The 25,480-nt window shown below is 62.4% G+C and carries 23 protein-coding genes and 2 pseudogenes; 18 read left to right on the forward strand and 7 right to left on the reverse strand.

What is annotated here, in order from left to right; translation table 11 throughout:
- Positions 1 to 21 precede the first annotated feature (21 nt).
- Both EYW47_RS21035 and EYW47_RS21040 read left to right on the forward strand, forming a co-directional pair.
- Positions 22 to 1,062, forward strand: a complete 1,041-nt coding sequence (locus EYW47_RS21035; RefSeq protein ID WP_133196763.1) for an ATP-binding cassette domain-containing protein — start codon at positions 22 to 24, stop codon at positions 1,060 to 1,062.
- Entirely contained in the window at positions 1,059 to 1,820 is a 762-nt protein-coding gene (locus EYW47_RS21040) for an ABC transporter permease (protein WP_133196764.1), read from the forward strand. Before EYW47_RS21035 ends, EYW47_RS21040 begins: the two co-directional genes overlap by 4 nt.
- Before the next feature lie 6 nt (positions 1,821 to 1,826).
- Here the strand turns inward: EYW47_RS21040 and EYW47_RS21045 are convergent, their stop codons facing one another.
- Positions 1,827 to 2,654, reverse strand: a complete 828-nt coding sequence (locus tag EYW47_RS21045) for a BON domain-containing protein (RefSeq protein ID WP_240763827.1) — start codon at positions 2,652 to 2,654, stop codon at positions 1,827 to 1,829.
- A gap of 479 nt (positions 2,655 to 3,133) precedes the next feature.
- On the opposite strand from EYW47_RS21045, the gene yfiR reads away from it, so the two are divergent.
- The 7 genes and pseudogenes from yfiR to EYW47_RS21080 form a co-directional block, all read left to right on the forward strand.
- Positions 3,134 to 3,847, forward strand: a complete 714-nt coding sequence (gene yfiR, locus EYW47_RS21050; protein ID WP_133196765.1) for a regulatory sequestration protein YfiR — start codon at positions 3,134 to 3,136, stop codon at positions 3,845 to 3,847.
- Positions 3,844 to 5,112, forward strand: coding sequence for a diguanylate cyclase DgcN/YfiN (gene dgcN, locus EYW47_RS21055; protein ID WP_133196766.1), 1,269 nt, complete (start codon positions 3,844 to 3,846; stop codon positions 5,110 to 5,112). The genes yfiR and dgcN overlap by 4 nt, the downstream gene beginning before the upstream one ends.
- Positions 5,113 to 5,204: 92 nt before the next feature.
- A complete protein-coding gene (gene yfiB, locus EYW47_RS21060) occupies positions 5,205 to 5,717 on the forward strand; it encodes an outer membrane lipoprotein YfiB (RefSeq protein ID WP_133196767.1) in 513 nt (170 codons plus the stop codon).
- A 274-nt stretch (positions 5,718 to 5,991) separates the two neighbouring features.
- Positions 5,992 to 7,473, forward strand: coding sequence for a glucose-6-phosphate dehydrogenase (zwf, locus tag EYW47_RS21065; RefSeq protein WP_133196768.1), 1,482 nt, complete (start codon positions 5,992 to 5,994; stop codon positions 7,471 to 7,473).
- A gap of 44 nt (positions 7,474 to 7,517) precedes the next feature.
- Positions 7,518 to 8,546: a hypothetical protein gene (locus EYW47_RS21070; RefSeq protein WP_240763828.1), complete on the forward strand. Its 1,029-nt coding sequence runs from the start codon at positions 7,518 to 7,520 to the stop codon at positions 8,544 to 8,546.
- 92 nt (positions 8,547 to 8,638) lie between these two features.
- Positions 8,639 to 10,276, forward strand: a complete 1,638-nt coding sequence (locus tag EYW47_RS21075; protein ID WP_377785350.1) for an NADP-dependent glyceraldehyde-3-phosphate dehydrogenase — start codon at positions 8,639 to 8,641, stop codon at positions 10,274 to 10,276.
- 46 nt (positions 10,277 to 10,322) lie between these two features.
- A pseudogene (locus EYW47_RS21080) lies at positions 10,323 to 10,793 on the forward strand (pyruvate kinase); the annotation flags it as partial.
- A gap of 76 nt (positions 10,794 to 10,869) precedes the next feature.
- Here EYW47_RS21080 and EYW47_RS21085 read toward each other — a convergent pair.
- Entirely contained in the window at positions 10,870 to 12,057 is a 1,188-nt protein-coding gene (locus EYW47_RS21085) for a TIGR03118 family protein (protein ID WP_133196770.1), read from the reverse strand.
- Positions 12,058 to 12,416: 359 nt separating this feature from the next.
- Between EYW47_RS21085 and EYW47_RS21090 the strand changes: the two genes are divergently transcribed.
- The 6 genes and pseudogenes from EYW47_RS21090 to EYW47_RS21115 all read left to right on the forward strand — a co-directional run bounded on the left by EYW47_RS21090 (position 12,417) and on the right by EYW47_RS21115 (position 17,324).
- Positions 12,417 to 13,037: a YceI family protein gene (locus tag EYW47_RS21090; protein ID WP_133196807.1), complete on the forward strand. Its 621-nt coding sequence runs from the start codon at positions 12,417 to 12,419 to the stop codon at positions 13,035 to 13,037.
- A 422-nt stretch (positions 13,038 to 13,459) separates the two neighbouring features.
- Positions 13,460 to 13,813 carry a hypothetical protein gene (locus EYW47_RS21095; RefSeq protein ID WP_165976633.1) on the forward strand — a complete coding sequence of 118 codons (354 nt, stop codon included), beginning with the start codon at positions 13,460 to 13,462 and terminating at the stop codon, positions 13,811 to 13,813.
- Between the two features lie 72 nt (positions 13,814 to 13,885).
- Entirely contained in the window at positions 13,886 to 14,347 is a 462-nt protein-coding gene (locus EYW47_RS21100; RefSeq protein WP_133196772.1) for a CHRD domain-containing protein, read from the forward strand.
- Positions 14,348 to 14,358: 11 nt separating this feature from the next.
- A pseudogene (locus tag EYW47_RS42675) lies at positions 14,359 to 14,549 on the forward strand (hypothetical protein); the annotation flags it as partial.
- Positions 14,550 to 14,638: 89 nt separating this feature from the next.
- On the forward strand, positions 14,639 to 15,568 hold the full coding sequence (locus EYW47_RS21110) for a LysR substrate-binding domain-containing protein (RefSeq protein ID WP_133196773.1): 930 nt from the start codon (positions 14,639 to 14,641) through the stop codon (positions 15,566 to 15,568).
- Positions 15,569 to 15,755: 187 nt separating this feature from the next.
- Positions 15,756 to 17,324 carry an HAL/PAL/TAL family ammonia-lyase gene (locus tag EYW47_RS21115; protein WP_133196774.1) on the forward strand — a complete coding sequence of 523 codons (1,569 nt, stop codon included), beginning with the start codon at positions 15,756 to 15,758 and terminating at the stop codon, positions 17,322 to 17,324.
- A gap of 221 nt (positions 17,325 to 17,545) precedes the next feature.
- On the opposite strand, the gene EYW47_RS21120 is transcribed toward EYW47_RS21115, so the two are convergent.
- From EYW47_RS21120 to EYW47_RS21130, 3 genes are read right to left on the reverse strand one after another with little or no spacing between them, the layout of a single operon-like run.
- Positions 17,546 to 18,400, reverse strand: coding sequence for a transporter substrate-binding domain-containing protein (locus EYW47_RS21120; protein WP_205710119.1), 855 nt, complete (start codon positions 18,398 to 18,400; stop codon positions 17,546 to 17,548).
- Positions 18,401 to 18,456: 56 nt separating this feature from the next.
- Positions 18,457 to 19,431 carry a PDR/VanB family oxidoreductase gene (locus EYW47_RS21125; RefSeq protein ID WP_165976634.1) on the reverse strand — a complete coding sequence of 325 codons (975 nt, stop codon included), beginning with the start codon at positions 19,429 to 19,431 and terminating at the stop codon, positions 18,457 to 18,459.
- 19 nt (positions 19,432 to 19,450) lie between these two features.
- The gene (locus tag EYW47_RS21130; RefSeq protein ID WP_240763829.1) at positions 19,451 to 20,503 is read right to left on the reverse strand and encodes an aromatic ring-hydroxylating dioxygenase subunit alpha; all 1,053 of its coding nucleotides are present in this window, start codon (positions 20,501 to 20,503) and stop codon (positions 19,451 to 19,453) included.
- A 232-nt stretch (positions 20,504 to 20,735) separates the two neighbouring features.
- Between EYW47_RS21130 and EYW47_RS21135 the strand changes: the two genes are divergently transcribed.
- From EYW47_RS21135 to EYW47_RS21145, 3 genes are read left to right on the forward strand one after another with little or no spacing between them, the layout of a single operon-like run.
- Positions 20,736 to 21,458, forward strand: coding sequence for an ABC transporter permease (locus tag EYW47_RS21135; protein WP_133196776.1), 723 nt, complete (start codon positions 20,736 to 20,738; stop codon positions 21,456 to 21,458).
- Between the two features lie 14 nt (positions 21,459 to 21,472).
- Positions 21,473 to 22,240, forward strand: a complete 768-nt coding sequence (locus EYW47_RS21140; protein ID WP_133196777.1) for an ABC transporter permease — start codon at positions 21,473 to 21,475, stop codon at positions 22,238 to 22,240.
- A 26-nt stretch (positions 22,241 to 22,266) separates the two neighbouring features.
- A complete protein-coding gene (locus tag EYW47_RS21145) occupies positions 22,267 to 23,058 on the forward strand; it encodes an ABC transporter ATP-binding protein (RefSeq protein ID WP_133196778.1) in 792 nt (263 codons plus the stop codon).
- Between the two features lie 922 nt (positions 23,059 to 23,980).
- Here the strand turns inward: EYW47_RS21145 and EYW47_RS21150 are convergent.
- Both EYW47_RS21150 and EYW47_RS21155 read right to left on the reverse strand, forming a co-directional pair.
- The gene (locus EYW47_RS21150) at positions 23,981 to 24,715 is read right to left on the reverse strand and encodes an ABC transporter substrate-binding protein (RefSeq protein WP_133196779.1); all 735 of its coding nucleotides are present in this window, start codon (positions 24,713 to 24,715) and stop codon (positions 23,981 to 23,983) included.
- Between the two features lie 132 nt (positions 24,716 to 24,847).
- Positions 24,848 to 25,366: an aminoacyl-tRNA deacylase gene (locus EYW47_RS21155; RefSeq protein ID WP_133196780.1), complete on the reverse strand. Its 519-nt coding sequence runs from the start codon at positions 25,364 to 25,366 to the stop codon at positions 24,848 to 24,850.
- Between the last annotated feature and the right edge of the window lie 114 nt (positions 25,367 to 25,480).

Here is a 25,480-nt window from a genome sequence, read left to right on the forward strand (position 1 = left end):
GCTTCTGGTAATGTCACGCACATGCAAACGATCCTCTCCGTCGAGAATCTCTCGAAGGTCTATGCCTCGGGATTCCGCGCACTCACTGACATCAACCTGAACATCCACCGCGGCGAGATTTTCGCGCTGCTGGGGCCGAATGGCGCGGGCAAGACGACGCTGATCAGCATCATCTGCGGCATCGTCAACGCGAGCGAAGGCAGCGTGCGTGTAGCCGGCCACGATATCGTCGCCGACTACCGCAAAGCGCGTTCGCTGATCGGCCTCGTGCCTCAGGAGCTCACCACTGACTCGTTCGAAACGGTCTGGGCCACCGTCTCGTTCAGCCGCGGCCTGTTCGGCAAGCCGTCCAACCCGGCCTGGGTCGAGCGCGTGCTGCGCGACCTGTCGCTGTGGGAGAAGCGCAATAACAAGATCATGACACTCTCGGGCGGCATGAAACGCCGCGTGCTGATCGCGAAGGCGCTCGCGCACGAGCCGCAGGTGCTGTTTCTGGACGAGCCGACCGCGGGCGTGGACGTCGAGCTGCGCCGCGACATGTGGAACCTCGTGCGCGGGCTCAAGGCCAACGGCGTGACGATCATCCTGACGACCCATTACATCGACGAAGCGGAAGAGATGGCCGACCGGATCGGCGTGATCAACGCCGGCCAGATCATGCTCGTCGAGCACAAGGACGTGCTCATGCGCAAGCTCGGCCGCAAACAACTGACCTTGCAGCTGGACGCCCCCTTGAGCGCCATTCCGGCCGCGCTGGCCGACTGGCGCCTCGAACTGTCCAAGGGCGGCGCCGAGCTCACCTATACGTACGACGCCGAAAACGAGCGCAACGACATTATTGCCTTGCTCAAGAGCCTGGGCGAAGCTGGCATCGGCTTCACGGACCTGCAAACGAGCCAGAGTTCGCTGGAGGACATCTTCGTGAGTCTCGTCAGCAAGGACCCGACGGCCGCTTCACAGCCCGCCTCACAGCCCGCTTCACAACCCGCTTCACAACCCGCCTCACAGCCCACTACGCCGTCGCTCGAAGAAAATGGCAAAAACCAGGTGACCTCCCGATGAACCTCTACGCAATTCGCGCCATCTACCGGTTCGAAATGGCGCGCACGAGGCGCACGCTGATGCAGAGCATCGTCGCGCCGGTGATCTCGACCTCGCTCTACTTCATCGTGTTCGGCTCCGCGATCGGCTCGCGCATCAAGGAAGTGAACGGTGTCAGCTATGGCGCGTTCATCGTGCCGGGGCTGATCATGCTCTCGCTGCTCTCCCAGAGCATCTCGAACGCGTCCTTCGGCATCTACTTCCCCCGCTTCACGGGCACGATCTACGAGCTGCTCTCGGCGCCCGTGTCCTATGTCGAAATCGTGATCAGCTATGTCGGTGCGGCGGCGACCAAGTCGGTGCTGCTCGGCCTCATCATTCTCGCCACCGCGGCGCTCTTCGTGCCGATCCAGATCCAGCATCCGCTGTGGATGGTGCTGTTCCTGCTGCTGACGGCGGTGACGTTCAGCTTGCTCGGCTTCATCATCGGCATCTGGGCGGACAACTTCGAGAAACTGCAAATCGTGCCGCTCCTGATCATCACGCCGCTCACCTTCCTCGGCGGCAGCTTCTACTCGGTCGACATGCTGCCGCCGGCGTGGAGGGTGATTACGCTGTTCAATCCGATCGTCTATCTCATCAGCGGTTTTCGCTGGAGCTTCTACGGGCTCGCGGATGTCGACGTCGGCGTGAGTCTTGGCATGACAGCGGCTTTTCTCGCGATGTTCCTCGCGATCACCGGCTGGATCTTCAAGACGGGCTACCGGCTGAAAGCCTGACTACGATCAGGCTCGCACCTCGATCCGGTTGACCACGCCGGCAATGGCGTCCAGACACCACGCATCCATCTCCGCCTGGCGCCGCTCGGCTTCGGTTGCCACGCACCCCGCGAGCGTAATGCGCTTGTCCTCCACATTGATGGTGATCTGGCCGGCGTGCACGCGCGGATCGGTTTCGAGCACGAGCGCGAGGGCCTCGCAGATCTCTTCGTCGCCATCCGCTTCAGCGGGCACCAACTCCAGCAGATTCACCACGTCGCGGCACCCACCGACCCACCAGGCAATCGCACTCGCGAGCCGCCGATGGGACAGGCTGATTACCTGGCCCGTCAACGTCACCACGCCACCGTCAACCGTCACCTCCACAACGCCGCTGCCCTCCTCGCCGGCCTGATCCATGGTGCCGCGCAGCATTTCGAGCTGGCCTTTCACGCGCGCACAGATCACGCAGTCACGAAATTCCGTGGTCTGCAACAACCGTTCGCAAATCCGCGTGCGCAACTCGCCATCACCTATCGGCGGCCCAGCGCTCACGCGCAACTGGTCTACGAGCGGTTCGCCGTTGCTGTGCGCCCGGGTCAACTGAATCAACCGTTTCTTCGACGCCACGTCCGGCACCTCGCCTGCAACGGTCAGGGCACCGCCATCGAGGCTGATATGAATGGGGGAATGGTGAAGCTTCAGGTGCGATTCGCGTTCGAAAGCCGCCATCACCTGCTTGAGGATCGCATCGGTGCGTTCCATGATTTGCCTCGCGCAAAGGGGGACGAAGCAGTACCCGCCCTGCTGCGCAGCTCGAGATTTGCCGCGTAAGGCAGGCGCCGCCCAGTTCATTATAGGTTTTGCGCCCGTCCTTCCCCGCATGCGGATTGCCGCTCGATCCTTTAGTACTACAAATATCCACTCGTGAACTTGCAGGCACGTTCAAATTCGCCAGCATTTTGGGGAGCGGTCAGTTCAGCGGCCACGAGCTGGGCACATATCGTCGGGTGGCCGAAACAAACGTGACGTAACGGCATTCTTGGTTCGATCCACCACAGTTGTACCCAGTGATCGGTTCATAATCTGCTTCACGCAGCGTGTGACGGGTAAGCATATCGACCCGCTCGCAGCGCTGCGACCAGCCAATGTGCAGATCAATTCGCCGCAAGGTGGCCATCGTCGATAGCCACAACAAAAGCAGCTGTTGCCGACTGGTTGATCGTGCGACTTTGTGCATAAGATGAATTTCAGGGCGCATCACGTGGTGCCGCTCCGCGACTGGCGGGAGTCAAAAGGCAGCGCGCGGGTGGACGCCAGCGAGTGTTTTCATCATGCATGCGAGAGTGCGCGCAGCGATTGCTTGTCGTGCAGTCGCAATGACGCCAGGGGGCGCGGCGGCGATCGCCGCGCAGGCTATGTCCGCCCGGCCTGGCTGGGCGGCCTTGCTTCGTCATGCCTTGCTCAGTAGTGTTCTGCTCGCGATGGCTTGCGTGCTGTGTGGGGCAACGGCCGTGCTTGCCGACACATCGGACAATACCGTCGATCCAGCCAGCCCGGCGCGTGCCGTCACCGCCACGAGCCACGCCGATCCCGCCATTTCGCCACGCGACGCCGCGGTGCGTCAGGTCGTGCTCGGCATCATCAGCTTCACGCACTGGCCGACGCCACCCGCACGCCTGCATCTGTGCGTGACGGGCCAGCCCGACTACGCGCACGCTCTCGTCGACACGTTGCAGGCCGGCTCGACGCCGCTGGACGTGCAGCGCCTGCACTTCGATGATGCCGCCCTCGGCAAAGCCTGCGAAATCGTCTACCTCGGCAACCTGACTGACGATGAGCGGCAGCAAGTCAGTGCCACCGTGGCGGGCCATCCGGTCCTGACGATTGCGGAACACGATCCGTCCTGCACGGCGGGCAGCATGTTTTGCCTCAATGTCGATGGCAATCGCGTTACCTTCGACATCAATCTCGACGCCGTGGCGCGCAGCGGCGTGCGGGTTCATCCCAATGTGCTCAATCTCGCGCGGCGACCGGTGACGCCATGATGCATCCCGTGCCGCCCGCCTCCCCTCCGCGCACGCCGCGCCCGACGCTGCAGAACGTGTTGCGCCGCGCGCACCTGCGACTGGCGTTCGTCGCCGTGGCAATGGCCGCGGTGTCGTTGATCATGGTCGCCGTGATCGCCTTGCGCGCCTACGCGGGCAACAATCTGCACCTGCTGGCCCGCTCGCTCGGCTACACGGTCGAAGCGGCGCTCGTGTTCGGCGACCGCATCGCGGCGACCGAGGCGATCGGCCTGATCGCGAAAGAAGAGGACGTGGCCGAGATCGTCGTCACGGATAGCAAGGGCCGCCCGTTCGCGGCCTGGCAACTGCCGGCGGCCAGCACGATCGCGAAACTCGAGCGCGAAGTCGCCGACTTTGCGCTGCCTGGACCCGTGACCGTACGAGTGGTGCACGATGGCATCGTCGTCGGCTACGTTACCGTGCGCGGTCAGGGGCACCAGTTCTTCGGCTTCCTGCTCGGCGGCGTCGGCGGCATCCTGGCGTGCCTCTCGGTCAGCGTGCTTGGCGCCTATGTCAGCTCGAAGCGCGTGCTGCGCAACATCGTCGCGCCGCTGCGCGCGCTGGCCGGCGTCGCTCACGCGGTGCGGCGCGAGCGCGCGTTCGAGCGGCGCGTCGCGCCTGCGGCGATCGCGGAGCTCAACGAGCTCAACGACGACTTCAACGCCTTGCTCGACGAATTCGAAAACTGGCAAAACACCTTGCGCCACGAAAACGCATCGCTCGAACACAAGGCCACCCACGATGCCCTCACCGGCCTGCCCAACCGCGGACAATTCGAGGCCCGCCTCACGCGCGCCCTCGGCGAAGCGGCGGTGCCGGAGCAGCAAGTCGCCGTGCTCTATCTCGACTGTGACCGTTTCAAGGAGATCAACGACTGCCTCGGCCACGAAGCGGGCGACGCGGTGCTGATCGGGATCGCGGCACGCCTGCGCATGCAGTTGCGCGAGGCCGATCTGGTGGCGCGCCTCGGCGGCGACGAATTCGCCGTGATGCTGGCGCCGATGCGCGAAACGGCTAGCGCCACCCGCATCGCCGAGGACATACTGTGCGCCATGACGCCGTCGATCGTCTTGTCCGATGGCCGCGTGGTGAACGCGATGGTGAGCATCGGGATTGCGCTGTACCCCGATCACGCGGTCGACGCGATCGGCCTGTTGCGCGCTGCGGATGCGGCAATGTACCGGGCCAAGCGCGCGCGGCCGGGCTCGTGGCAGTTTGCGGAAGGCGTCGCCGGACCGGCTTGACACGATCGCCTGGCCGCCCTGGCCCAGTAGCGGGGGCCGTCGCAAGGATTCCAAATAACGCGCGCGAGGCGAGCGCGCTCGAGGGGTATGCAATGAAAAAACACTCGTTTCCTGCAAGTATCTGGCGCACGAGCATGGGGAGCGCGCTGCTCCTGTGCCTGCTGCTTGGGGCCTGCAAGGCGCCGCCGCTCTACCGCGGCTTGACGCCGACGCAGGTCACGGCGCTCAAGACGGCGGGATTCCAGGAGACCGAGCAAGGTTTCGAGTTCGGCTCGAGCGGACCGATCCTGTTCGACTTCGACCGTTATAACCTCAGACCTGACGCCCGCCGGATCGTCGAGCGCATCGGCCACACGCTGGTGTCGGTCGGGCTCAACAGCGTGCGCGTGTATGGCTACGCCGACTCGGAGGGCTCTAACGACTACGACTATGAATTGTCCAAACGCCGTGCCGAGGTCGTGGCAATCGAGCTCGTTGACGTCGGCATTCCTGCCAGGGACATCGAGACCATCGGCAAAGGCAAGCGCGACCCGGTGGGCGACAACCGAACCGAAGCCGGCCGCGCACAGAACCGCCGGGCCGCGATCGTCATCTCGCCGCGCTAAGCCGGCCTCGAAACCCCAACGCCTCGCCTCCAGAGAGGCTCGGGATTTCCCTGGGCTGACACGCGCGCGCTCCCAGGTTTAAATAAATCAACGTGAATTAATTAATCGCCGTCGAGTCGACTAGCCAACTCGACCAGCACCACCGCGGGTGTCGCCATTGCGTCGCTCGCGCAAATGCTAAAAGGCGCCTGCATTGAAGCCCCCCAAGGTGAGCGCTGTTGCGGTCTGATCTACTGACTTGCTTTTGACACAATATTCAGGATCACTGAATTCCATGACGAAACCCTCCACCCGCCGGCCGGATCACCCTCCATTCGCGTTCGTCCTGTTCGGCGGCACGGGCGATCTGGCGATGCGCAAGATCTTGCCCGCGCTGTATGCCGCGCACCGCGACGGCCTGCTCGCGCCCGAGGGCCAAATCGTTGCCGTCGCGAATACCGCGCTGGACAGCAGCGGCTATCTGCGATGGGTAGGCGAACACGTGAAGCCGCACATTGCGGGAACCCCGCTCGACGATTCCGTGTGGCGAAGCTTTCTCGAGCGCATTGCCTACGTCGCGCTCGACGCCAGTCAGCCCGAAGCCTTCTCCTTGCTGGGTAACACGCTCGCCTCGGGACACGGCAGGCGCATTTTCTATCTGGCCACCGGGCCTGCGTTGTTCGTGCCGATCTGCCGGGCGCTGGCGTCAGCCGGGCTCACGGAAGGCTCCCGCATCGTGCTGGAAAAGCCGCTCGGTTACGATCTGGAATCGTCCAATGCGATCAACGATGCGGTCGGTCAGATCTTCAAGGAAGACCAGATCTACCGGATCGACCACTACCTCGGCAAGGAAGCGGTGCAAAACCTGCTCGCGCTGCGCTTCGGTAATTCGTTGTTCGAACCATTGTGGCGCCGCGAATGGGTCGAGAGCATCCAGATCACGGTTGCCGAGGAACTGGGTGTCGAAGGCCGCGGCAACTTCTACGACCAGACGGGTGCGTTGCGCGACATGGTGCAGAACCACCTGCTGCAACTGCTTTCCATCATCGCGATGGAGCCACCGCGGTCCATGGACGCCGATGCGGTGCGCGACGAGAAGCTGCGTGTGCTGCGCGCGCTCAAACCAGTGCTCGGCGACGAGATCCGGCACAACGTGGTGCGTGGGCAGTACCACGCGGGCGCCATCAAGGGCGCCTCCGTTTGTGCCTATCACGCGGAGTCCGGTGTCGGGCAAGGCAGTACGACCGAGACTTTCGTTGCGCTGAAAGCCGAGGTGGAAAACTGGCGCTGGGCCGGTGTGCCGTTTTTCCTGCGCACCGGCAAACGGCTCGCGGGCCGTATTGCTGAAATTGTCGTCAACTTCCGGCCGGTGCCGCACTCGGCGTTGGGCCCGACGGCGCTGCGCCCGGGCTCGAACCGGCTGACGATCCGTTTGCAGCCGAACGAGTCGATTCGCCTCAGCGCCCTCGCCAAGCAGCCGGGCATGGGCATGACCCTGCAAGGCGTGCACCTGGACCTGGCCTTCGATCAGTTCTTCCAGCAGGACCGGATGGAGGCCTATCAGCGCTTGTTGCTCGACGTGATCGGGGGACGGCTTGCCCTGTTCGTGCGGCGCGACGAACAGGAGGCGGCATGGCGCTGGGTCGCGCCGATCATCGAAGACTGGCTCGGCAATGCAAGCCCTCCCAAGCCTTACGCGTCCGGGACATGGGGACCGGCGGCGGCCAGCGCGCTGCTCGCGCGCCACAACACCTGCTGGCCGGAAGAAGAAAACTGATGACTCAACACAGCGCAATTGCCTTTGCTGCCAGGACGACGAGCATGGACACCATCTGGCACCTCGAATGGGCTCACGGCTGCCTCGACGTTCACGCGAAGGGCGGCATGTTGAGCGGCGTCACGCTGCGCAGCGGCACGCGGTGCGTCGCGCCGTTTTACGAGGCCCCGTGGCTCGACGATGGCACGCCTGAACAGGCGGGACTGCTCGGCCAGCTCAGAAGCGAATTTCCCTGTGTGCCTTTTGGCGTGCCGTATGCTCCCGAGGCCGTTGTGGATGGCTGGCGGAAAAGCCTTGCCGCGCCGGTCGACGAGCGCGATGCATCGCTCGACGAGAGCGATGATCTGCTCCATGGTTACGCCTGTGTGGGTGAATGGTCCCTCGTGCGGCAGACGGACTTCGCGATCGAGATCGCACTCGAGTATCCGCTTGCCTCGTCGATTGCCCGTCTCGTTCGCGTGATCCGCGCCGACCCCAATGGCCCCGCAATCGACTTCTCCCTGAAGGTCGAGGCACGCCGCAAGACGCGCCGGCCGATGGGACTGCATCCCAATCTGGCATTGCCGTCGATAGCCGGCGCCCTGCGGATCCAGCCAGGCGCGTTTCGCTTTGGTGTCGCTCATCCAGCCGGCCCGGAGCCTGGGGTTTCCCGTGCCGCGCCAGGCGCGGTTTTCGAACAGCTCGATCAGGTACCGCTGCGCGCCGGGGGAACGGCGGCGTTCGACCGCCTGCCCTTCGCTCATGACACGGAAGAAATCATCCAGCTCTGCGGCATCGACGGCTCCGTCGTCCTGACGGACGACGCGTCCAGCGTGGCGTATCGTCTGACCTGGGACGCCTCCGTGCTCCCATCGCTGCTGCTCTGGGTCAGCAATCGCGGCCGCACCTACCGCCCGTGGAACGGCCGCAACCTGTGCCTCGGCGTCGAGCCAGTGGCAAGCGCGTTCGAGCTGGGCTGTCGTCCCTCGCTCTCAGCCAACCCAATCAATGCCCGAGGCATTCCGACCGCGGTGCCGGTCGATCCTGGCCAGCCGGTTGAAATTGCTTATCGATTCGAGGTCCTGATGGAATAGCGGTGAGCGACGCATGTCCCATGGCTTCGGCTGCCTGAGCCGCCTTGATTTTTCACGACCCTTTGAACGTCCCCACCGCATTCGGAGTCCTCATGATGACCGGACACAATACTCGACTCGCCCAGTATTTTCCAACGCTCGACGAGATTCCAGCGGACCAGCGTCTCACCGCCCCCGTTCACCAGCGCGGCTACCTGATCGGTGGTCAGATGCACGTGTGGGACGGCCCCTGTAAAACCGTGCTGTCGCCGGTCTGCACGCGCGATGCGGCGAGCGGCGAAGTGAGCCAGGTCGAGATCGGCAGTTACCCGTTGATGGGCGAAGCGCAGAGCGACGCCGCGCTGGACGCCGCGGTTGCCGCCTACGACAACGGCCGGGGCCCATGGCCGACGATGATGGCCGCCGGCCGCATCGCCTGCATGCAAGCGTTCGTGAAGGGCATGGTCGAGCGCCGGGAGTCGATCGTCAATCTGCTCATGTGGGAAATCGGCAAGAGCCTCGCCGACTCGCGCAAGGAGTTCGATCGCACCATCGAATACATCCGCGCCACGATCGAGGCACTGAAGGACATGGACAACGGTCATTCGCGCTTCATGGTGGTCGAGGGCACCATTGGCCAGGTCCGACGCACGCCGCTGGGCGCGGTGCTATGCATGGGCCCCTACAACTATCCGCTCAACGAAACGTTCTGCACGCTGATCCCGGCTTTGCTCATGGGCAACACCGTGGTCCTCAAGCCGCCGCAATATGGCACCCTGCTGTTCGAGCCGCTGCTCGAAGTGTTTCGGGATGCCTTCCCACCCGGGGTGGTCAACACCATTTACGCACCGGGCCAACTGGTGGTGCCACGCATGCTGGCCTCGGGCAAGGTCAACGTGCTGGCCCTGATCGGATCGAGCCGTGTTGCGGATCACCTGAAAAAGCAGCATCCCAAATCGCACCGCCTGCGCGCGGTGTTGGGTCTCGACGCGAAGAACGCAGCCATCGTGCTGCCCGACGCCGACCTGGACCTCGCCGTCAAGGAATGCCTGCTCGGCGCGCTGTCGTTCAACGGACAACGCTGCACCGCGCTCAAGATGCTGATCGTGCACAGCAGTATCGTCGATGCGTTTCTCGAACGCTTCACGGCCGAACTGGCGCGGCTCAAGATGGGCATGCCCTGGGAGGCCGGCGTGCAGATCACGCCCCTGCCCGGCCCACATCGCAGCGCCTATATGACGGAGGCGATCGAAGACGCCGTGGCAAAGGGGGCGCGCGTCGTCAATGAGGGCGGCGGCGCGTTCTGCAGCACGCTGTTCAACCCGGCCGTGGTCTATCCCGTGCGCGAGGGGATGAAGCTGTATCGCGAGGAGCAGTTCGGCCCGGTCGTCCCGGTGATGAGCTTCGACTCGGCGCAAGAGGCGCTCGACTATGTGATCACCTCGGATCACGGGCAACAGGTGAGCATCTTCGGCAACGACGCCGCGCAGATCGGTGCGCTGGTGGATCCGCTCGTCAACCAGGTCTGCCGCGTGAACCTCAACAGCCAGTGTCAGCGCGGGCCGGACGTGTTTCCGTTTGCCGGGCGTAAGGACTCGGCCGAAGGCACGCTGTCGGTCAGCGACGCGCTGCGTGCGTTCTCGATCCGCTCGATGATCGCGACCCGACAGACCGAGTCGAACATGGCCTTGCTCAATGCCATCGTGCGCGAGCATCAATCGAAGTTCATCAACACAGACTTCATTTTTTGAGCGGAGTGAGCCTGATGCGTCGCCAACGTAATGCCAAGATTGTCGTGTGCTCGAGGTGAAAGCGCTGGTCGAGGGGCGCGCCGCCGTACTGGCCAAACTGGAGAAGCCGGCGGCAATCGACTCGCTTGAAGCAATCGTCGAGGCCGCCGACGCCATCATGGTCGCGCGCGGCGACCTGGGGGTCGAGTTGCCGGCCGAACAGGTGCCGCGGATTCAGAAGCAGATCGTCAGGGCCTGCCGGGCTGCCGGCAAGCCGGTCGTCGTGGCCACCCAGATGCTCGAATCGATGATCGCCGCGCCGGTGCCGACTCGCGCTGAAGCCTCGGACGTGGCCAACGCCGTGTACGACGGCGCAGACGCGGTGATGCTGTCGGCCGAGTCGGCGTCGGGCCAATACCCGCGCGAGGCGGTGGCGATGATGGACCGCATCATTGCCGAGGTGGAGTCCGATCCCGACTACCGCAGCGCGATCGATGCGTCCCATACCGCGCCGCAAGCCGCAGTGGCCGATGCGATCTAGCAAGGACCGGCAATACGTTGCCGTACTCGAGTCTTGTCCTCCATCTGCGCGAGGGTCTAGTGCTCAGTCTGCACTACATACCCATGCCCGTCCCTCCGCTCGTGCTTGTGCCCGTGCTCGAACCCGTGTTCGAACCCGTGTTTGTGCCTGAGTTCGGCATCGTATTCAGATCGATTCTTCCATAGACGCCATTGGCTTCGTTATTCGGCCCAGCCGCGAAGAACAGCGTATTGGAAGGCTGATTGCTGATGTCGTTGCCGAACGCGATGCCCCACACGCCCTGCTCGACGATCGGCCTGCCGTTCGACCCATTGAGCGGCCCCATCGACAGGCCGCTCGATGCATTGAACGCGTTGATCGTGCCGTCGCCGAAATTGCCAATCAGTATCGCGCCGCTCATCGAGCCAAAGTTACCGGGCGCTTGCGCAATGCCCCAGGGCGCATTTAGCAAGCCGCCCGTCGCGAAGTGCTGCTTCAGGTTGCCCGCCGCGTCGTACACATCGACCATGCCGCGCCCCGCGCCCGCGACGTCGTCGTGCCTGGCCGCATCCTGCATCGCGTAAGTGACGAACAGATTCGTACCGATCGCCTGAATGCCGAACGGCGCGAAGCCGGCCGGAATCGCAGCGTCCTTGAAGGCGCCTGGCATCGCAACCTTCGCGAAGCTGGTATTGAAAACGTCGATCTTGTTGTTGTGGAAGTCGGTCGCGTAAAGGAAGTTGCTGCCGTTCAGCGTGGCGAGCGCGAGACCCTTGTACACGGCACCGCCCGTGCCGTCGTCGTACATGACGAATGCGTCGGTCGGACCGACCGTGGGCGCCCACGCCGTGATGGTGCCGCCTTCGCCAGTGAAGATGAATGCAGCGACGCCGGACTTGCCGTTTTCCGTAACGGTGAAGCTTTGTGTGCCGTTGAAGACAATGCCCGTGGGCGACGCAGAACCGTTCTTGCCGTTGGGCATTGTGACGACCAGCGATTGCGGCACCCCGTTGCCGTCATAGAGCGTCGCGACATTGGTGCCGTTGTCCGCGACCCATGCGAAGCCTTTCGGATTGAAGGCGACGCCCCAGGGGTTCTTCAGATTCGCATCAGTGTGCGCGGCGCTCACCACGCCATCCGACACGAGCGGCGTCACCGTGAACGACGACTGGATGGGCGCGATTGACAGGTTCGAACCGGAGCCGCCGCCGCCGCAAGACACGAGCGTCGCGATGGCCGCTCCGCATGCTACGACGCCGAACACGTCGACTAGAGACTTCATGGCCGTACTCCTTGTTCTGTCCAAAGGACGTAACGGTTTTGGAACGAGGAGGATGCGAGGTTTATTCCGGCGACGAAGGGCTTATTTCGCGTGCGATTCCGAGCAATTGCAGTAGCTGAACTGATACGACCTTGATGTGACCACAGACGCTGCCCTGCGCAAGTCGGGCATGTGTGGATCGCAGTCGAGGTTCTGTGCGCTCATTCAGGAATATGCCTCCTGCGGCGCACGTTTACTGATGGCGGAGGGCCAATTGCGCAGTATAGCGGTTGACGTCTGCCGCGAGCGTGGCGGGCATCGCGAAAAGTGGGGGGAGAAGCGTGCGAGATTGCCATCCCATTCATCGACGAGGCGCCGCCATGCGTTGTGGCAATCCATGCGCAACCGCGATCGTAGCGCTCGTCTGCGCGGCGTGGACAGCTGTCGGGCTGAGTGCCGATGCGATCGACGCGTCCGCGCCGCCGGTACAGTATCGACTCGAACCGCGCGGTTCGGCTGTCACGTTCGACGTTGCGAACATCTGGCACTCGAATCTCACCATGCGCTTCAGCCACATGCGTGGCCAGATCGATGGGTTCAATGGTATCGGCGCGGGCCGCGTCATGGTGACGATCGACGCGACAAGCCTCGAAACGAGCGTACCGTTCGTCACCGGATCCATCGAAGGCGGTGACATGCTGGACGTGGCGCACTATCCGGCCATTCGCTTCGTGAGCACGCGGTGCGAGCGCACCGGTACCGTCACTGCCCTTTTGATCGGTAATCTGACGATCCGGGCGACCACGCGCCCCGTAGCGCTCGCTGTGACGTTCGACGCAGACCCGCGTGATCCACCGGGCGCCCCCAGAACACTGGCGATCTCCGCCGATGGTCACTTCAGCCGGGCTGCGTTCGGGCTGTCGAGTGGGTCCTCCGCTTTCGGGGACGACGTCCACATCAGAATCCAGGCCGAATTCGTCAGGGAACGGCCGGGGCCGTGAGCTATTGATGAATTCGTCGAACGATTCTTCTTGTCATGATGTATTCGAGGAACGGAAGCACGCGCGAAAGCAGGCGGCCACGGTCGAGCCACCGATCACAGATGGAGCTGGACCGGCAAGCATGAGGGTTTTACACGCGCGAGGCGCTGGAATATAGCAGACGTCGCGAGCGTTTATTGGTCAGGCATGGCATGCAAAGCCGTCGCGATTGTTGCGCCAGGTTTTGCGTCGCTGTCGTTTAGCGCGAATTAGATGAGGTCTTATCGTGCAGCACATGATATTGCCCCCTTTGATGGGGGTATTTGCAGCCGCAGTGCTGGGCGCCTGTACCACGGTGCCTTACGACACATCGGCTAACTTCTGTGATCAGGAGTACGTGATGAGCAATCCTGCAGGTGCCGAATATTACTGCGGCGCCAGCTATGGGTACCTTTACGGAGGAGGCTTTGGCGGTATCGATCACTTTCACGATCATCACGATGGTCATGATCATGATCATGACCATGACTTCGATTTTCATCGCGGCCATGACCATGACTCTCATCATGGCGCTGCCATGGCAGGTGGCGAGCACGGTGCAGCGCGTGGTCAAGGCCACGGCGGCGGGCACGACTCAAGCGGTTTCGGCAGTGACTTTCAGGCGTCGGGAGCGAGCGGATCGCACGGGGGTGGCGGGCACAAATAAGCGGAATCACACAGCGGACAGTACCTTCACAATCGACCACCCGCACGCTCGACCTTTCTGGGCGATCAGATCAATCGTCGGGGGCCTTTGAAGGCTGATCCCTCGTGCCGGATGGCGTTGCATACCGGGCGTCCGGCTGGGGCAAGCCGAAAGGAGCGAGTAGATGAGTACTTTCAAGATCAGGCGCGCCATTCTCGCGCTTGCCGGCGTCGCATGCGGCGCAGCGGTGAGCGTGGCGCTTGCCGCGCCCATGTCATTCTCAGTACCACTCAATGGATCGGAGCAGGTGCCTCCCGTACGAACCAAGGGCACGTGTGACGCCAGGCTCACTTACGATCCCGACACACGCCAGGTCACCTGGAACGTAACGTGCAACGACCTCTCGAGTCCGGTAACGATGGCGCATTTCCACGTCGGGGCAGTGGGAAAGAATGGCGATCCTGTCGTCTGGCTGACGAAAGTGGGTAGCACCAGCACCGCCATTGAGGGCCCCATCAAGGGCGAACATACGCTGACGCCAGATCAAGCGAAGGACTTCGTCGCGGGTAATCTATACATCAATGTCCACACGAAGGACCACCCGGACGGCGAGGTCCGCGGTCAGGTAATGGCGCCGAAGCAATAGCCATTTTGGCAGTCGCGCTCGCGTCGCTGCCGTTCATCAGCGGGAGTTTCATCGCGCAACTGCGCGAGGGCCATGACACCGTTCACATGGGGCTCGCACCGCATCTCGCTCGCGCAATCCATGCGCATCGGCGCGCGGGTCTCGATGGCGCTGATGCAGGGGGCCGGGCGTGCGTCTCGCGGCCCAGCCCTCAGCGCGTGCTGCAAGCAAAGCTAGACAACCCGCACGAAAACCACGGAGAATCGCAGTCTTCACACCGGTCCGACGGTCCCTACCCATACGGAATTCGAAATGAGCCGCCTGCCCCCGTTACGCGCGTTGCAAGCATTCGACGCCGTCGTTCGCAACGGCAATGTGGTCGCCGCCGCCGAAGCACTGCACGTGACGCCGGGCGCCGTCAGCCAGCAGATCCGGCTGCTCGAAGACGCGCTGGGGGTGGCGCTCTTCGTTCGGGAAAGCACGGGGTTGCGTCCCACGGAGCTTGGCCAGCTCTACCATCAGCATGTCGCGCAGGGCTTCGAGTGCTTCCACAACGCGCATGCCGCGTTGATCGCCGCGCGTCACGGCCCGCATTTGACCCTCAGCACGTTCCCTTCGGTGGCGACGCACTGGCTCGCCGCACGGCTCGATCAATGGCACGCGCTGTCGCCCGATGTGCGCATCCACGTCGAGGCAATCGACCGCGAGCCCAAGCGGGGCGAAAGCCGCGCGGATATCCGCTTGACGTATGGCGCACCGCCCACGGACGGTACACCGCATCGGGTGCTGTTTACCGATCGTGTCGCCCCGGTTTGCGCGCCGTCGCTGCCCGAGCCGCAGCTGCCGCTCAGACAGCCCGCGGATCTGCTGAACTATCCGCTCGTTCACGTCGAATGGGGCTGGGCCGATCTCTCGCCGCCAACCTGGGCCGACTGGTTCAATGCCGCCGGTGTTCCGGTTCCCGATACGCTCGCGCCGCTCACCTATTCGCTTTCGTCGATGGCGATTGACGCGGCAACACGCGGCAGGGGAATTTCACTCGGGCAAGGGTTGTTCGCGATCGACGAGCTCACTAGCGGCAGGCTGATTGCGCCATTCAGAATCTCGCTGCCGATGCCGCGCCCGTACTATTTGATCTGGCAACCCGGCTCGCTCGACACACCCGGCGCGCGGCAATTCATCGACTGGCTCATTGCAGAGGCCGGGCAAACGAATCGCGAGATCGATTCGATGTTCGGCTGATCACGCCATAAGCGTCTCTCATCCGCGTTTTAGATAATCTATAAACGGTCGACAAATTAAATGGTTTGTCGGCCTCGTTGCGTCCTCCTATTCTCGAACGTGGCTCAAGCGCGCCTGCAAAGCGGGTTGTTGCAGGCATTCACGCCTGGCGCTCACTCCCACTTCCCTACAGGATCGACGCAACGACATGAACACACCTCGCACCGAATTTCGCGTTCGCGCGCAGCAAATCACGGAAGTGCTGCTCGGCGACGACGATATTTCGATTGAACAATTCGTCGCTGTCGCAAAGTACGGCGCGCGCGTGCATTTTTCGCCCGCGTATTGCGAACGCGTGCGCCGCTCCCGCGCACTGGTCGAGCGCTTTCTTGAAGAGAATCGCCTCGTTTATGGCGTGACAACCGGATTCGGCGACAACTCCACCCGCCTCGTGCGCCCCGAGGAAGCGGAGCAGCTTCAGTGCAACATCGTCCGCTCTCACGCTGTTTCGGTGGGCGAGCCGCTGCCGCGCGAAGTGGTTCGCGCGAACCAGTTGATGATCCTCATTAGCCTGGGCAAAGGCTATTCCGGCGTCACTCTCGAGTTGCTCCAGACCATTGCCGATTTGTTGAACCACGACATCACGGCAGTGGCGCCGGGAGACGGCTCGGTGGGCTATCTCGGCCCGGAAGCGCACATGGCGCTCGTGCTGATCGGCGAAGGCGAGGCCACCTGGCGCGGCGAGCGCATGAGCGGATTGCAGGCGCTGCAGGGCGCGGGCCTCAAGCCCCACACGCTGCGTTGCAAGGAGGGACTCGCGCTGGTCAACGGCACCACCTCGGTCACGGCAATCGCGATGCTCGCGCTCTACAACGCGCTCGACGCCTCCAGGGTCGCGGACATTGCCGCTGCGATGTCCCTGCAGCCGCTCAAAGGCACCACGCGCTCGCTCGATGAGCGCTACCACGCGAACAAGCAGCACGCGGACCAAATCCACGCGGCCGACAACCTGAGGCGCCTGCTTGCCGGCAGCGCGCTCGCCGAACGCTTCGTCGATTACCGTCTGCAGGACACGTACAGCCTGAGAGCGATGGCGCAGGTGCACGGCGCGTCGAAACGCGCAATCGACGATGCACGTGCATCGATTCTCAATGAGGTGCGCTCATCGGGCGACAACCCCATGATCCATCCGGGCGACGGCGATGGGATCGCGATATCGGGCGCGAACTTCGACGGCACCTTCGTTGGCATCGCGAGCGACCTGCTGTGCATTGCCATGACCAATCTCGCGAAGATCTCCGAGCGCCGCACCGATCGCATGGTCAACCCGCACTTCAGCGAGTTGCCGGCCTTCCTCGTCGCGCGCCCGGGTCTGAATAGCGGCTATATGATCACGCAATACACGGCCGCCGGGTTGCTGGGAGAAATGCGCGCCCTCTCCCATCCCGCGTCGGTCGACAGCGTCTCCACGAGCGGCAACCAGGAAGACCCCGTGAGCTTCGCGTACCTCGCCGCGCGCAAGGCCTACACGGTCTCGCAGAAGCTGCAGCACGTGCTCGCCATCGAATTGATGACCGCGGCTCAGGCGCTGGAGTTCTTCGATCCCGCCGACGCCTCACCCGCCACCGCGGCCGTCTACGCCCGCATCAGGCAGGTCGCGGCGAAGGTCGACGACGATCGCTATTTCTATCCCGACATGGTCGCCATTCATCGGCTCGTGGCTGAAGGCGATCTCACCAGTGTTGCGGAGAGCATCGCGGGCACGCTCCACGCGTAAGCCGCGTGCCATGACCGCCGCTCGGCGATGATGAAACCCTGATGGTGCGGGAAAAGCGTCCGTAGCGCAGTTCAGGACGCCATTTCCCGCACCGTTTGCTTTTAGTTGACGCTCTTCTCACGCAAACACGCAAACACGAAAAAAGCCGTCGTCCACGTGGAACGACGGCAATCCGGAGACTACCCAAACTTATTGATGCAGCAACGTCTCGATCTGCAGGTTCAAGGCGCAACGTCCGTCTTGAACCATTTTTCGCTCAAGCGCTTGACTGTTCCATCCGCAAGCGCGCCGGCGATGGCCTTGTCGAACATCGTTTTCAGATCGGTGTCGCTCTTGCGCAGGCCGAGCGCTTCGCCATCGCCCCAGATCGCGCCGCCAATCTTGGGGCCGGTCAGGCACAGCGACGAATTACCGGGTTTCGACAGCGCGGATGCATAGTAGGCCGCGTCGTCGAAAGCGACGTCGATACGCCCCGAAGTCAAATCGATATCGTGATCGGGCGCGTTCTTGTATTCACGTATCGTCGCAACGTCCTTGAAATTCTGATTGATGAAGTTGCTGTAAACGGAGCCCGTCACGATCCCGATCGTCTTTCCCTGAAGACTCTTTCTCAGCAGATCGACTGTCGGCTTGTCCTGCGCCGGATTGCCGGATAGTTTCAGCAACGCCCCGTTGGACGGAGCCTTCGAAAGCAACCCAGGGCATGACGAGACAAAAACCGCAGGCGTGTTCGCGTAAGGCCGCGAGAACGCGATGGCTTTCTTGCGCTCGTCGCTGATGGACAGCGCGTCCATGATCACGTCGAACTTGCCTGCGTTGAGGCCCGGAATCAGTCCGTCCCAATCCTGGGCAACGAGTTTGCATTGCACGTGCATGCGCTGACAAAGATTCTGGGCCAATTCCGGCTCGAAACCGTCGAGCCTGCCGTCGGGCCGCGTCAGGTTCCATGGCTCGTAACTGCCCTCGAGGGCGATACTGACCGTCTTCTCCTGCGCAGCCTGCGCGGGCGCGACTGCCACGATGGCAGCGAAAGCCATCGCGCCTGTTATCGCCTTCACGACGCTGCGCTTATTCATCATCCTATGCATATCTCCTCCGTCGCTGTTGAAATTGAATTGCGTCACATCCACCATCAAGTGTCGCGCGCAAGCACGAGCACCGGCGACTTCGAGCGCGAAACGCACGGCAGAAAATGCGTTCCCGCCATGCGCTCATCGTCCGTCAAATAGCTGTCCCGATGATCCGGCTCCCCTTCGATCACGCGCATCATGCACGACCCGCACACACCGACTTCGCACGACGACCCGATCTCATGCCCGGCGTCGCGAAGACACGCCAGCACGGACCTGGCCGGCGGCACCACGACCGCCGTGCTGCACGAGCCGAGCTTGACGACAAACTCGCGCTCGCCGGCTTCCGCTGGCGCCATTGGCCCAAACGCCTCCATGTGAACGTTGCCGTCACCGAGTGCGGCGCGAGCCAACTCAGCGGTCATCTGCATCAGCGCAGCTGGACCGCACACGTACAGGTGCGACTGCGGTTTCGATTCGGCCAGCAGCGCCGCCACGCGCTCGCGCACCGCATCCGGTGCAAGCGCAGGATGGATTCGCGTATGCGCGGCCAGAGGCGAGCGCATGATCTCGTCCCGAAAGACCGTATCGGCTTCGCTGCGCACGAAATACTCGAACTGGAAAGACTTGCCCGAGGCCTGAAGTGCATAGGCCATCGAGAGAACCGGCGTGACGCCAATTCCTCCTGCCACCAGGATGTGATGCGCCGCCGTCTCGTCCACACCAAAAGCGTGCCTCGGCAAACCGATCCGCAATTGCGTGCCGTTGCCCGCGTGGCTGCACAGCCATGCGGAGCCACCTCGCGATTCGCTCGACCGCTTGACGGCAATCCGGTAATCGGACGCCTGTGGGTTCGGCCCGCAAAGCGAATATTGGCGCACCAGATCATTCGGGAGATAGACGTCGACATGCGCCCCTGGCCGATAAGCCGGCAGCGGTGCGCCGTCCTGGCGCGCCAGCCGCAATACGCGTGTGTCGTCCGTTCCGCCGGCGGCTTCATGGACAACGACCTCGATCGTTTCGACCCAAGCGTTCATGCCTTCACACTCCCCGATATCATGGCAGCACCAGTTGCAATGCCTGCTCCGCATCGATCATCTTTTTCAGCACTCTGCGAAAGCGCAGCGGAGCCGCGTCGGTTTCGATATCCGTGTTCGGCGTGCGCTTGTTCGCCATGCCGCGATCGACGGCCGCCAATACCACGAGATCTTCCTTGAATGCGGCGATGAAATCGTTGGTCAATGCGCGACTCGTCGCCGTGCAATCCGGACGGAAGTTGCGAACCTGGAACCAGAAATATCGACAGGTATGCTCGGTAACCGGCGTCACGAAGTTGTAAGAGTCCATCAGGAATACGCTCGGATGAAGCGTGCCTTGCGGTGCGCCTGAATTTGCCGGTGCAATGATGTCCCGAATGATCGCGTGAGACGGATATTGCACTTCGTAATGCTGGAGACGGTCGGCGCGACCCGTGAAATTCACGTACGGCAAAAAGAACGGCGCGAGCTCGCAATCGAGCATCCAGCGCGCCGCGAGCACCCCGTTTTCGAGAACCGACATTTTGACCGGCACATCGGCCGTCGCCACGTTGCCAAGCGACGTCTTGTGCACGTAGGTGACGTGCGAGGGATCGAGCAGGTTGTCCGTCATGTACAGATAGCTGCAGTCGACGTCCATGGCCGGGCCGCGATTGATGCCCCATGCGGGGTCGTCGTAATGCGCAACCGCAATGATCGTGTCCGGATCGGCCAGCTCGGCGGGGCCCATCCAGATCCAGACCAGACCGTAACGTTCCTCAACCGGATAGGCCTTCACGCACGCGTTCGGCGGCGTGCGCGAGAGACCCGGTGCGCGGGTGCACTTGCCATTCGCTCCGAATTCGAGCCCGTGATAGCCGCAGCGCAGATGGTCACCCACCACCTCTCCCATTGAAAGCGGAAGCTTTCGATGCGGACACGCGTCCTCCAGCGCAACCACGGCTCGATCCGCGTTGCGATAAAACACGACAGGCTCGCCGAGGATGACACGGCCCACCGGCCGCTCGCCGATCTCATCGCTCCAGGCTGCCACATACCACGCGTTGCGCAAATACATTGCCACCTCTTCCATGTGTAGTTCGTTGTCGGATAGTGGACAGAATAGGAACGCAGACAAGCATCGATCAAGCGATTAAATCTAACGCAACGGCTCAATTTTTCTAAAGCCGGAGCCCATATTTTCGTGCCACGATTATCAGCGAATAGGGATTTCCCGATGACCAGGCACATTCGCACTGAAATGGCTTGCACAGCAATTCTGAAATGTGCAGTCTTGTATAGACAAATCCACAGGAGCACGATGAATGTCCATGCTTGAATTACTCGGTTTCGGTGCCGATGGCTGGGGCGGCGTACTGTTGCTGGCCGCTGCGATGACGGTTGCGGTGACGTTGACGGCGCTCCTCATAGGCGCATTGCTGGGTGCGCTCATCGCATCTGCAAAACTATCTGGAGTCCGTATCTTTCGAATCGCGGGCGACTGCTATACGACCGTGTTTCGTGGCGTTCCCGAGCTTCTCGTGATCTATCTGTTTTACTTCGGCGGGTCGACATTCGTCACGACCGTGGGCCACTGGTTCGGCGCCCAGGGCTTTATCGGGGTCCCGCCTTTCCTGGTTGGCGCGCTGGCCGTCGGCCTGATTTCCGGCGCCTACCAGGCCGAGGTCTATCGCGCGGCGGTGCTTGCAGTCTCCCGCGGAGAGCTCGAAGCGGCGCGAGCGGTCGGCATGCCCACGTTGCTCATGATGCGACGCATCCTCATTCCGCAAGTCCTTCGCTTCGCGCTCCCAGGCATTGGCAACGTCTGGCAATTGAGCCTGAAAGATTCCGCGCTCATTTCCGTAACGGGCCTGGCGGAGCTGCTGCGCACGAGTCAGGTGGCCGCGGGTTCGACGCATCAGTATTTCGTGTTCTTCATCGTGGGCGGCACGCTCTATTTGCTGATGACGATGATCTCGAACCGGGTCTTCAATCATGCGGAGGCACGCGTCGGGCGAACCTTTCGCACCAATTTCGCTCGCCATTGACGGAGACGCTGCACATGCATTCCGAATTCGATTTTCTGTTCGACACCTTGACTCGCCTGCTCGCCGCCGTTCCTGTGACGCTGGGTCTGTTCTTTTGCTCGATTGCGCTCGGCGGCACGCTATCGCTCGTGATCGTGGCGATGCGCGTCTCGCGGCACTGGCTGCCGAATCGGCTGGCTCGCGCGTACATCCTCGTGTTCCGCGGCTCACCGATTCTGATCCAGTTGTTTCTCGTCTACTACGGACTCGCGCAGTTCGGCGTGATCCGGCAGAGCTTTCTTTGGCCGCTCCTGCGCGAGCCGTATATGTGCGCGGTGTTGTCTCTTGCACTGTGCACGGCCGGCTACACCGCCGAGATCATCAGAGGCGGGCTGCTGGCCGTCCCGGTCGGCCAGATCGAAGCCGGCTATTCCATCGGCATGTCGGGCTTCACGCTGCTGCGCCGGGTCATCGGTCCCATTGCGCTGCGCCAGTGCCTGCCAGCCTATACGACCGAAGCGGTCCTGCAGGTGAAATCGACCGCGCTTGCCAGTCTCGTCACGGTATGGGAAGTCACGGGCGTCGCGCAACAAATCATCCAGCAGACCTATCGCACGAGCGAAGTCTTTCTCTGCGCCGCACTCATTTACCTGCTCTTGAACTTCATCATCGTCCGGTGTTTTGGCTTGCTCGAATCGCGCCTGTCGCGTCATCTTCGGCCCATGCCAAATCGTTCGTCTTCCCAGGCAATTGGCCAGAATCCTGGACCGCCTGTCACTGATCCGCAACGCATCGCATCCTGACCCACGATTTATCTTCGGAGATATCCATGAGCAAGCCGCTCCCCATTGCATTGTCGGTCAAAGACATTCATAAATCATTCGGCAAACATAGCGTCCTGAATGGCATTTCGCTCGATGCGCGCGAAGGCGATGTGATCTCCATCCTGGGCGCGAGCGGGTCGGGCAAAAGCACGCTGCTGCGTTGCATGAACCTGCTCGAGACGCCAGACGACGGCTCGATTGCGCTCGCTGGCGAGCAATTGACGCTCGTACGCCGGCGCGACGGCAAGCTGCATGCGGGTAATCGACAGCAGGTCGACCGGGTTCGCTCGCAGATTGGCATGGTGTTCCAGAACTTCAATCTGTGGTCCCATATGACCGTGCTCGAGAACCTGATTGAAGGGCCGGTGCGTGTACTGAAACGCAGCCGCGCAGAGGCCATCGAGGAAGCCGAGGCGTTGCTTGCGAAAGTCGGCCTCGCGGAAAAGTGTGCGCACTACCCCGCGCATTTGTCGGGCGGGCAGCAGCAGCGAGTCGCCATCGCGCGTGCGCTTGCCATGCATCCCAAAGTCATGCTGTTCGATGAGCCGACTTCGGCGCTCGACCCCGAACTCGTGGGCGAGGTCCTGCGCGTGATGAGAACGCTAGCGGAAGAAGGTCGGACCATGCTGGTGGTGACGCATGAGATGGGGTTTGCGCGGCATGTTTCCAACCGTGTGATGTTTTTGCATCAGGGGCAAGTTGATGTCGATGGTACGCCCAGCGAAGTGTTTGATGAGCTTCGCTCGGCGCGCTTTAGTCAATTCGTTTCGAGCCACAATGACCGTGCCGCGCATTGATAGGGCGGCGCCGGGATTTGCGGAGGCAAGTGGACGGCTATCGTGAGAAAGCCGCTGTCGGCGCGGCGGCTCGTGAAAGTCGGGCGTCGCGACGGCATGCGCGCAGTTGCTTGGCGAGTGTTTTTGGATTGCTATTCCTTAGGGTTGGCGTGGTTCTTGGTGGCGTTGGCATTTCCTTGTTTTCATGTAGGTATATTTGTGTTGCCCCTGTGCGGGGCGGCACCTACTTTTCTTTGCAGCCGCAAAGAAAAGTAGGCAAAAGAAAGCGGCTCAAACCGCCAGTGTGACGCAGTCCACCACTGCCCTGTAAATCGGAGCGGCTCCGGGGCATCCGTCTCCTCGCACATTCAGCCTTAGTGACAAGGGGCTCATCCTTCCCGCCACGCGCTACGCGCGGGCGGAAGGGTCTGCAAGGAAAACCGGGCGTGCTGCGCGGCGATTGCGCAGGAATGCTGCCGGGATAATACGCTGGAGTCCTACTGATACGAGTGCATCCCACTGGTTTTGGTTATGCCCCACGGCGCGCGAAGCGCCGCCGGATGGATGAGCCCTTTGTCACTCCGGCGGAGGGCGAGTGGCGACAGACGCCCCGGAGCCACTCCGATTAAAGGTTAGTGGTCCACTGCGTCACACTGGCGGTTTGAGCGGCTTTCTTTTGCCTACTTTTCTTTGCCGCTGCAAAGAAAAGTAGGTGCCGCCCCGCACAGGGGTAACACTAATAGACCGACATGAAAACAAGGAAAGGCCAAAATCAACGCCAACGGCCCACAATATCGAGCCTTGCGCCCGAGATCCTCGATTCTTGAGGACGGTTACGCTCATTGCAATTACCGACGAATGCCTGACTATCTTTAACAGTTAGCGCGGTTAGCAAAGCAAGAGTCCGGAGATTACTCATCACGCAGCGCGTTCGTACCTAACGTCAGGCAGCCGGCGCGACGCAAGCGCCTCCGATACCATGCCGCGCGAGCGACGCCGCAACAAATCCCGATACCTTCATCACCTCAACGAATTCACCGAGCACGGCAGCGGCGCGCGGGCCCCGGCTCTTCGCCACGCCCATCGCCTGGCGGATCACCATGAAGCGCTCATCGAGCAGACGCAACCCGGGCGTCTTGCGCGCGTCCGCTTCGAGCTGCTGCTTCACGCCCGCCGCCACTTCGAGGCCCTGCTCGAGGAACGTCTGCACAACGGTGGGCGACGTTGGCGCGCGCACGATTTGCGCGGCCTTCAACTCACGCGTGAGAAAGAGGTCGTACGCACTGCCCTTGCCGACCGCGACGCGATTGTGCGGCTGATCCGCTTGCGCATTGGTACGTACAGGCGATTCATCGCGCACCAGATAGAATCCTTCGATCAACACATAAGGCGCGGTGAACGCGATTGTCTCCCCGCGCTTGGGATCGACGGCAAAGAACCCGAAATCGGCGCGCTCTTCGCTCACGGCTTCCACCGACTTGGCCGCCGTGTCCAGCACGACCAGTTCGAGCGGCACGCCAAGATGCTGTGCGAAAGCCCGCGCGAGATCGACGGACACGCCAAACGGTTCGCCCGTTTCCGGGTCGCGATTCACGAGGATGGGATTGCCGAGATTGATGGACGCGCGCAGCGTCCCGGTGGGCGCGAATGCTTCGACGATGGCGGAATCGATATTCATGAGTAGCAAGGCGTGCTCCGCGCGCGACCGGCGCGGCTCAGTGCGAGGACGTCGCCGGAACCCCGGCGCAGCGCATTATCGCACTGCGGCAGCCAGTCGTCGAAAACTGGCGCCGCAGGCCTGAACTTCACTTCACTGCCGTCCGCTCATGCTGCTCATGCCACTCATGGCGGCCATGCCGCGCATGCGTCGCGAGAAATGCGTGCGCTCGGCGTCGTCCATCAACGCCAGAAACTGATCCGAGTCCATGTGGATCAGCTCTTCATGGTCGCCAGCCTCGAAATAGATATCGGGTTGCTCCGCAAGGCTCGCTTCGAGGTAGGTTTTCATGCCATAAGCCATGCAGATCGGCGGCAATGCGCCCGCATCGCAGTCCTTGAACAGCTCGCGCAGCTCGACTTCGGTGGCGAGCGAGAGCCGGCGTCCCGTCTTGCTCCATAGCTCGGAGAGCTGCACGGCATAGGTCGAGGGCAGCACGGCGGCCACATAGCCGTCTTCGTCTTCGAGCAGCACGGTTTTCGCGAGACGGTCACCCGGTACGTGCGCCGCAGCCGCCGTTTCCATGCTGGAATGGCTGTATGGGTGACGCACGACTTCGTAGCGGGAACCTTTGCTGCGCAGGCGCTCCTGCAGGGTAGGCGACATCGACATGGCACACCTCCTGTCGAAAACCTGGAAGGGAATGAAACGCTGGTGTCTATCCAGAATAGGTCACTCGCGGCCAATAAGCACGCCGGCATCGGCAAGCCGCCCGGCTTTGGCGTG

Source organism: Paraburkholderia silviterrae (assembly GCF_004353915.1).
Lineage (GTDB): Bacteria > Pseudomonadota > Gammaproteobacteria > Burkholderiales > Burkholderiaceae > Paraburkholderia > Paraburkholderia silviterrae.

What these genes read in the sequence shown, in the direction of transcription:
- EYW47_RS21075 (WP_377785350.1), top strand. Translation starts at nt 8,639, where the DNA reads ATGATGACCGGACACAATACTCGACTCGCCCAGTATTTTCCAACGCTC.
- yfiR (WP_133196765.1), top strand. Translation starts at nt 3,134, where the DNA reads ATGCATGCGAGAGTGCGCGCAGCGATTGCTTGTCGTGCAGTCGCAATG.
- EYW47_RS21110 (WP_133196773.1), top strand. Translation starts at nt 14,639, where the DNA reads ATGAGCCGCCTGCCCCCGTTACGCGCGTTGCAAGCATTCGACGCCGTC.
- EYW47_RS21155 (WP_133196780.1), bottom strand. Translation starts at nt 25,366, where the DNA reads ATGTCGATGTCGCCTACCCTGCAGGAGCGCCTGCGCAGCAAAGGTTCC.
- EYW47_RS21100 (WP_133196772.1), top strand. Translation starts at nt 13,886, where the DNA reads ATGAGTACTTTCAAGATCAGGCGCGCCATTCTCGCGCTTGCCGGCGTC.
- EYW47_RS21135 (WP_133196776.1), top strand. Translation starts at nt 20,736, where the DNA reads ATGTCCATGCTTGAATTACTCGGTTTCGGTGCCGATGGCTGGGGCGGC.
- EYW47_RS21125 (WP_165976634.1), bottom strand. Translation starts at nt 19,431, where the DNA reads ATGAACGCTTGGGTCGAAACGATCGAGGTCGTTGTCCATGAAGCCGCC.
- EYW47_RS21085 (WP_133196770.1), bottom strand. Translation starts at nt 12,057, where the DNA reads ATGAAGTCTCTAGTCGACGTGTTCGGCGTCGTAGCATGCGGAGCGGCC.
- EYW47_RS21070 (WP_240763828.1), top strand. Translation starts at nt 7,518, where the DNA reads ATGGACACCATCTGGCACCTCGAATGGGCTCACGGCTGCCTCGACGTT.
- EYW47_RS21040 (WP_133196764.1), top strand. Translation starts at nt 1,059, where the DNA reads ATGAACCTCTACGCAATTCGCGCCATCTACCGGTTCGAAATGGCGCGC.
- EYW47_RS21150 (WP_133196779.1), bottom strand. Translation starts at nt 24,715, where the DNA reads ATGAATATCGATTCCGCCATCGTCGAAGCATTCGCGCCCACCGGGACG.
- dgcN (WP_133196766.1), top strand. Translation starts at nt 3,844, where the DNA reads ATGATGCATCCCGTGCCGCCCGCCTCCCCTCCGCGCACGCCGCGCCCG.
- EYW47_RS21045 (WP_240763827.1), bottom strand. Translation starts at nt 2,654, where the DNA reads ATGAACTGGGCGGCGCCTGCCTTACGCGGCAAATCTCGAGCTGCGCAG.
- EYW47_RS21090 (WP_133196807.1), top strand. Translation starts at nt 12,417, where the DNA reads ATGCGTTGTGGCAATCCATGCGCAACCGCGATCGTAGCGCTCGTCTGC.
- EYW47_RS21120 (WP_205710119.1), bottom strand. Translation starts at nt 18,400, where the DNA reads ATGAATAAGCGCAGCGTCGTGAAGGCGATAACAGGCGCGATGGCTTTC.
- EYW47_RS21130 (WP_240763829.1), bottom strand. Translation starts at nt 20,503, where the DNA reads ATGGAAGAGGTGGCAATGTATTTGCGCAACGCGTGGTATGTGGCAGCC.
- EYW47_RS21145 (WP_133196778.1), top strand. Translation starts at nt 22,267, where the DNA reads ATGAGCAAGCCGCTCCCCATTGCATTGTCGGTCAAAGACATTCATAAA.
- zwf (WP_133196768.1), top strand. Translation starts at nt 5,992, where the DNA reads ATGACGAAACCCTCCACCCGCCGGCCGGATCACCCTCCATTCGCGTTC.
- EYW47_RS21115 (WP_133196774.1), top strand. Translation starts at nt 15,756, where the DNA reads ATGAACACACCTCGCACCGAATTTCGCGTTCGCGCGCAGCAAATCACG.
- EYW47_RS21095 (WP_165976633.1), top strand. Translation starts at nt 13,460, where the DNA reads ATGGGTACCTTTACGGAGGAGGCTTTGGCGGTATCGATCACTTTCACG.
- yfiB (WP_133196767.1), top strand. Translation starts at nt 5,205, where the DNA reads ATGAAAAAACACTCGTTTCCTGCAAGTATCTGGCGCACGAGCATGGGG.
- EYW47_RS21140 (WP_133196777.1), top strand. Translation starts at nt 21,473, where the DNA reads ATGCATTCCGAATTCGATTTTCTGTTCGACACCTTGACTCGCCTGCTC.
- EYW47_RS21035 (WP_133196763.1), top strand. Translation starts at nt 22, where the DNA reads ATGCAAACGATCCTCTCCGTCGAGAATCTCTCGAAGGTCTATGCCTCG.